The following is a 6,681-nucleotide window of genomic DNA, read 5'->3' as shown; positions in this document are numbered from 1 at the left end:
CCCTTGCGGGTGCCCTTGCGGGTGCCCTGGTGGGATGCATACACGGAAGATGCAATCGCCCTAATTCCACCACCGACATCAGGATCGCGCCCATGTCTGCAATTTATGGCAGAGGCACCACTACCCCTGGTGCCTTTGCTGTGACGAAGGATTTTCTATGTATTGGCAACTTACGATAGGAGCATCACCCGATCCAGAAGGTACCCTGTTTCGCGTCTGGGCACCCCAGGCTCGCGAGGTTGCGGTGATGATCGATGCCTTCCCCGAGGGCGCTCAGACCTTCAGGCTCACCCGTGAGGCTGACGGCTATTTTGCGGCCCATGTCGCCGACGTCCGTCCGGGGATGCGTTATGCCTATCGGGTTGATGGCGGTGATCCACGGCCTGATCCGGCCTCGCGCTTTCAGCCCGAGGGGGTTCATGGTTGGTCAGAGGTGGTTGATCCCGCTGCGTTTGTTTGGAATGATGCGGATTGGCGCGGCTTGCCGCTCGAAGATCTGGTGATCTATGAGTTGCACGTTGGCACGGCTACGCCCCAGGGAACCTTTGACGCCTTGATTGATAAACTCGATGTGCTCAAAGCCCTCGGGGTCACGGCCATTGAGTTGATGCCCGTCGCCGATTTCCCTGGCACCCACAACTGGGGCTACGATGGCGTCAATCTCTATGCGCCGTCACGTGCGTATGGCGGCCCCGAGGGGCTGCGACGGCTTGTTGATGCGGCACACCGTCGGGGGTTGGCTGTCTTGCTTGATGTGGTCTATAACCATTTTGGGCCAGATGGCAACTATCTGCGTGACTTTAGCCGTGACTATTTCACTGATCGCCACCAGACCCCGTGGGGAGATGCAGTGAATGTTGATGGCCCGGGAACGCAACCGGTGCGTGATTTTTTTGTGAACAACGTGCTCTACTGGGCGCACGAGTTCCATCTTGATGGTCTGCGTCTTGATGCGACCCACGCGATCATTGATGATAGCCCGACCCATTTGATGGCCGAGATGTCGGCGCGGGTACGGGCGTCGTTGCTTGCCGACCGCCATTTCTTCTTGATTGCCGAACACGAGGGCAATGATCCTGCGTTGATCCGGGCGAGTGGCTGGAACCTTGATGCCGTCTGGTCGGATGATTTTCATCATCAGGTGCGGGTGGCGTTGACTGGCGAACAGGATGGCTATTACGGCGATTATACGGGGAACGCGACCGATCTGGCCGCCACGATGGCGCAGGGTTGGTTTTATCAGGGCCAGGTCTCGCCCCATCTGGGGCATCCACGCGGGGCACCGGCTCGTGATGTGAACCCACCGAGCTTTGTCTACTGCATCCAGAATCACGACCAAGTGGGCAACCGCGCCCTCGGCGAGCGGCTCAACCATACGGTGAGTCTGGCCGCCTATCGGGCTGCTTCGACGCTGCTGCTGGTGGCCCCCCAAACGCCGCTGCTCTGGATGGGCCAGGAGTGGGCCGCCTCGACGCCGTTCCTCTTTTTTACCGACCATCATCCCGAATTGGGGCGCATGGTGACAGAAGGACGCCGGAAGGAGTTTGCCGCTTTTACCGCCTTCAGTGGCACAACGATTCCCGATCCGCAAGATCCGGCAACCTTTGCGGCCTCGCAGCTCCGCTGGCATGAACGTGCAGGGTCGCCTCATGCTGAAGTCCTGACCCTCTATCAGGATCTGCTGGCGCTCCGCCACAGCCATCCGGCGCTCCGCTTGCGTCGGCGCGATGCCTATAGCGTTACGCCTTTTGGCTTAACAACGCTGATTATGCATCGCTGGGCTCCCAACGGGAATGATCTCTTGATCATTGTTTGCCTCGGTGACAAGCCCCAGACGCTGGAAGCCTTGCCGCGAGGTAACTGGGAACTCTTGTTGGACAGCGAAGATCCCCGTTATGGAGGCGGTGGCGTCACCATCACCACTGGCGCGAGCCTTACCCTCAACGGGCCGCGGGCGATGATCCTGCATACACCTCAGCGTTAGAGGTCTGGAACGAAGTTTCCTGCTGATTTGACGCAAAGACGCAAAGGCGCAAAGATGGAAATACATCCAACCTTTGCGCCTTTGCGTCACCTCTGATCAGCCTATTCCACAAAGTCCGTGCCGAGGATCAGCACAATGTCAGTCTGGAAGGGCGGCGCGGGCGCACTGGCAGGGGGTGTTGCATAGACCTGATCAGGCCCAAGCCCGAGGGTTTCAGCAAGCCGTCGCAGCGACTCGGGGCGCCCGGTGTAATCGATCAGCATTGTCTGCGCACTTGGGGCAGGCGCATCAGTCGGCTGGTTGAGATCAAAACCCTGGCTTGTCAGACGCGCCGTGACTCGTCCAGCTAGCCCGCGAACGCCTGCCCCATTGAGCACCTGGATACGGGCGAGTTCACCGCCACCAGTTGGCCCGGCGAGTAAACGCGCCACCTGGGTGGCAACGCCCGCCGGATCCCAGTAGATATTCGAGCCATCCTCGGCGACGACCGTAACATCGCTCGGGTTGATACTCAAACTGATGATCCGCCCGCCGTCGAGCCCCTGTGCGAACGCGGCCAGGCCGCGGATTGTTGCAGGATCACTGATCGGCAGCGTCGTCGTGACACTCGCTTCGAGGTCACGGACGAGATCGGGCAACAGGGCGGCTTGAGCAAGCAGATTGCGACTACGCAACTCGGCGAGGAACGCACGCAAGACCTGCTGCTGGCGGGCCGAACGGTCGAAATCGCTCGAACTATGGCGTGAGCGCGCATACTTGAGCGCCGTTGGCCCATCCATTATCTGTAAACCGGCAGGAATGAAGAGCCGTTCGTAGCCATAATCTTCAGTTGGATAAGATGGATCAAGGAGCGGGCGCTCGACATCAATCGTCACGCCACCAAGCGTCTTGACCAGATACTCAAAGCCCTGAAAATCGACCTGCGCGATATAATCAACGCTCAGATTGAGAAACGCCTCCACCGTTTCCGCCGCGAGCGCCCCCCCACCATCTTCAGGCCGGGTGCCTTCACCATAGAGAGTTGCGGCATTATTGAAGCCATAGGTATAGGCGGTATTGACCTTTTGCACCCCAAGATTTGGGATCGTCACCATCGAATCGCGGGGGATGGCAAGCATGCCGGCCCATCCATCAACCGGGTTGACGTGAGTCAGGATCAGCGTATCCGAGCGCACTCCATCTTCGGGTTCATCACGGCGATCAACGCCAATGAGCAGCACATTGAATGGTTGGCGCAGGTCAGCGGGTAACTGAAGCACATCGCCAGCCATGGCAGTCTGGGCACGCCGTGGATCATCGCCTTCGAGCCCGCCCAACGCCCCCGTAACCCAGCGGCCAAGCCCAAGTACCAGCAGGCCACTGACAACCACGAGCATGGCGATCACCAGAACTGGCAACGAGAGGCAGCCGCGTTGCTCTCGGCGTGGAGGGCGCTGGGTCACCCCACGGCGGGCGGCAACACGTTCACGTGCCGTTTGATAGGATCGTTGTGGTGGAACAGGAGGACGCATACCTTACAACTCATCGCTGTCGAGGCCCCGCGGATCGGGGGTCGGCCACGTTGGAGCCTCAAAGGGAACGACCGTGCGGAGGCGCCGCACACTATGGGTTGTGGCAGCAGGCAACACCGCAAGCGTGACAATGCTCATATCATCACTCGGCTCACCGACATCGAGCTCAAGCGCCCGGCGCAGCAGCGTATCCGTCAGTTCTTGCGCACTCCGCCCGAGTTCAGCCGGCCACCCCGAGAGGAAATTGCCAATCTCGACATCTTCGCCCGTGCGTTCGCCTGCCCGCAGCAAGCCATCGGTAAAGACAACGACGTAGGTATATGCTGCAACGGGCAACTCAGAGATAATCGGCTTGGTCATTGGTTGCAGCCCAATCGGCGTTGAAGGTTCACTATACGAATGCAAGCCATGTCGGTCGATCACAAAGAAAGGAGCAGGATTATTGCGGGACATCAAAATCTTGCCACTTTGAAAATCGACCGAAAGAATATTCAAAGTTGCGGCGACCTGCCCCATCCGGTAGGTATAGAGGTAATCGTGGACAGCACGGGCCGCGGCCCCATCACGGGCACCATCTTTTAAGAGCGAGATTGCCCGTGTCGCGAGCAAATTGCTCAGCGTTTTGGCCCCTCGGCCCGTCCCTTGACCATCAACCAGCACAAACGAGAACCCCCCGCCAGGGCGCTCGATCATCTCTAGTGTATCGCCACTTTCACCACTGCCGTGATGCGCAACTTTGGCAACCGCAACTTCAATCTCAAACATAACCATCCTCAACTCATAGCCTGTGGTTATCAACACACAGATATGTATCATAGTATACCGCATCTTGCGTTGTGCTGATGCGTAGACGGGCTTCCAGGCAGGGCTGTTGCAAAGTCTTTGGGGTTGCGCCCCACCCTCCAGTTTTTGGTTCGTGGTGGCGGCGAAGCCGCCACCACGAACCAAAAAAATCTCATGGAGCGGCGAAGCCGCTCCATACCCCACCGCCGGAGGCGGTCGTTGCATCAGCCCTCGCATCACAGGCATACCATATTGCGGAAGTGTCCGCGATCATGTTATGATGCTTCCAGTGACGAAAGTCTGGTTGTTCTTGCATCAGGCAGTGGAACATAGCGTACCCTGCGCGTAGCCGTCGGCGAAGCGAAGGGTTTTATGTTGCACGTATACTCAGTACACAGGTGCCGGAAAATGAATCAACATAGCCCACAACCTGATGCCCATGAACGCGTCATTGAGTTGCGCTTGCCTAGTAAACTGGGTTATGAGCGCGTCGCGATGGACATGGCCTCTTCCGTAGCCCGACGGATGGGCTTTGCACCCGAACGCATTGACTCACTCAAGACGGCTATTAGCGAGGCGGTCACGAACGCAATTGAGCACGGTAATGAGTATGATGCCGCAGTCAAGGTGGTGGTGCTGTTGACGGCTCGTGATGACGAGTTGATCGTCAGCGTGGCCGACCAGGGCCGTAAACCTCTCGACCAGAAGTGTATGGTGACGACGCCATCGATCGAAGAGGCGTTGCAACGTGATGATAAAGGCGGATGGGGCATTTGGCTGATCCGTGAGTTGATGGACGAAGTTGAGTTTACGACGGCACCGAGCGGGGGCAATCAGATCCGCATGGTGATCCATCTCGAATGAGCGCGAAACGCTCAGGTGTGACGATAGTTGAGCTAACTGACCTGTCTGGGAGGAACTGGCATGATGCTTGAAGACGAGTTGACGGTGAGCACCCGTGAACGTGACGGGGTCGCCATCATCGATCTCGTTGGTGATGTGACAACTTTCGCCGAAGAGAAGATCAATAGTGCGTATCGTGAGGTCACTAGGCGCAATGCGCGGCATATCTTGCTCAATTTTCGCCAGAATGACTATATCAATAGTGCCGGAATCGCGATTTTGATTGGCATCGTGACTGAGGTGAATCGCCACCAGCAAAAGCTGGCGGTGAGTGGGCTCTCTCCTCACTTCCAGAAAATCTTTCGGATGGTTGGCCTCGCGCAGTATGCCGAGATCTATTCTGATGAAGAGAAGGCGCTTGAGAGCTTTCGCCAGTAGCAAGTACGGTGATGTTCACGGAAGAGGCCAGCAAAGCTGGCCTCTTCCGTGAACATCAGGATCATGCGGCGCTGCCAAGCGCATTGCGTAGCTCGTCAGGCGTGACCACGGCATTGCCATACCGGCGCACGACGAGCGCTGCGGCGGTATTCGCAAGCTGGGCCATCGCCAGAGCAGGATAGCCTGCGCTCAAGGCGAGCGTCGCTACAGCAATAAACGTGTCGCCCGCACCGGTTGTGTCGTAGACTTCGCTGACCCGTGCGGCGGGGATGTGGTGGTACGCCAGCCCTGCCCCTTCCAGCGCGAGGCCGTCGGGTCCACGCGTGACAATGACGAGCTTGGCCCCTAGGCTGATGCGAAGCTGGTGGAGCCCACGCGCAAAGTCGCTTTCGGTGCCCAGGGAATAGCCAAGGGCCGCTTCAGCTTCGCGGTTGTTGCAGCGAAAGAGATCGGCCCCTTCGTAGTAGTGCGAGTTGCCCTGCGCATCAACACAAAACGTGGTGCCGTGCGCCGCACAGAGGCTGCGCACACGCCCAACGATCTTTGGAGTCAACAGACCGAGTTGGTAGTCCGAGCAGATCACTGCATCATGGTGCGGGATCGCTTGTTCGAGCAGGGCCAGGATTTGCGCTTCTTCTTCGGCGTGCAAGGGCATGCGATCAAGCCGATCAAGACGGGCAACCTGTTGCGGCAGGCGTGGTGCTTCATCGGCGAGAATGCGGGTCTTGCGGGTTGTTGGCCGTGTCGCACTCGTCAGCAAACCCGTTCCGTCAATCGCGTGTGCCTCGACCAGTTCGTGCAACTGCGCACCCTCGGGATCGGCCCCAATGATGCCAACGAGCATTGCATGGCTGCCCAGGGCAACAATGTTGCGCGCCGGATTCGCGGCCCCACCGAGGATAACCTCGCGCCGGCGCAACTCGAGCACCGGAATCGGTGCCTCCCGCGAGAGCCGTGTGGCCTTGCCATAGAGATATTCGTCGAGGGTGAGGTCACCAAGCACGAGGATGCGCCGTCCGGCAAGCCCTGGTACCAGAGCGGCAAGATCAGTGATAGCGTCTCTGGTCATTGGGTTCGTGCTTTCACGTCTCACTCACGCGGCTTGAGGCGAACAAGGTCAGC

Annotated in this window: 6 protein-coding genes; 3 read left to right on the top strand and 3 right to left on the bottom strand. The window is 58.6% G+C overall.

The features are described from left to right. The first annotated feature begins 157 nt into the window (after positions 1-157). On the top strand, positions 158-1,984 hold the full coding sequence (gene treZ, locus EYB53_RS17505) for a malto-oligosyltrehalose trehalohydrolase (protein WP_135479705.1): 1,827 nt from the start codon (positions 158-160) through the stop codon (positions 1,982-1,984). Positions 1,985-2,085: 101 nt separating this feature from the next. Here treZ and EYB53_RS17500 read toward each other — a convergent pair whose 3' ends face one another. Next, positions 2,086-3,495, bottom strand: a complete 1,410-nt coding sequence (locus tag EYB53_RS17500) for an LCP family protein (RefSeq protein WP_135479704.1) — start codon at positions 3,493-3,495, stop codon at positions 2,086-2,088. 3 nt (positions 3,496-3,498) lie between these two features. Next, positions 3,499-4,260: a SpoIIE family protein phosphatase gene (locus EYB53_RS17495; protein WP_167857460.1), complete on the bottom strand. Its 762-nt coding sequence runs from the start codon at positions 4,258-4,260 to the stop codon at positions 3,499-3,501. Positions 4,261-4,686: 426 nt separating this feature from the next. Between EYB53_RS17495 and EYB53_RS17490 the strand changes: the two genes are divergently transcribed. Both EYB53_RS17490 and EYB53_RS17485 read left to right on the top strand, forming a co-directional pair. Next, positions 4,687-5,142, top strand: a complete 456-nt coding sequence (locus tag EYB53_RS17490; RefSeq protein WP_135479702.1) for an ATP-binding protein — start codon at positions 4,687-4,689, stop codon at positions 5,140-5,142. 60 nt (positions 5,143-5,202) lie between these two features. After that, positions 5,203-5,559, top strand: coding sequence for an STAS domain-containing protein (locus EYB53_RS17485; RefSeq protein WP_254151118.1), 357 nt, complete (start codon positions 5,203-5,205; stop codon positions 5,557-5,559). A gap of 61 nt (positions 5,560-5,620) precedes the next feature. Here the strand turns inward: EYB53_RS17485 and EYB53_RS17480 are convergent, their stop codons facing one another. After that, the gene (locus EYB53_RS17480; RefSeq protein WP_135479701.1) at positions 5,621-6,628 is read right to left on the bottom strand and encodes a bifunctional heptose 7-phosphate kinase/heptose 1-phosphate adenyltransferase; all 1,008 of its coding nucleotides are present in this window, start codon (positions 6,626-6,628) and stop codon (positions 5,621-5,623) included. Between the last annotated feature and the right edge of the window lie 53 nt (positions 6,629-6,681).

It is taken from the genome of Candidatus Chloroploca mongolica (assembly GCF_004762035.2).
Taxonomy (GTDB): Bacteria; Chloroflexota; Chloroflexia; order Chloroflexales; family Chloroflexaceae; genus Chloroploca; species Chloroploca mongolica.
This window is presented reverse-complemented; position numbering and strand designations above follow the sequence as displayed.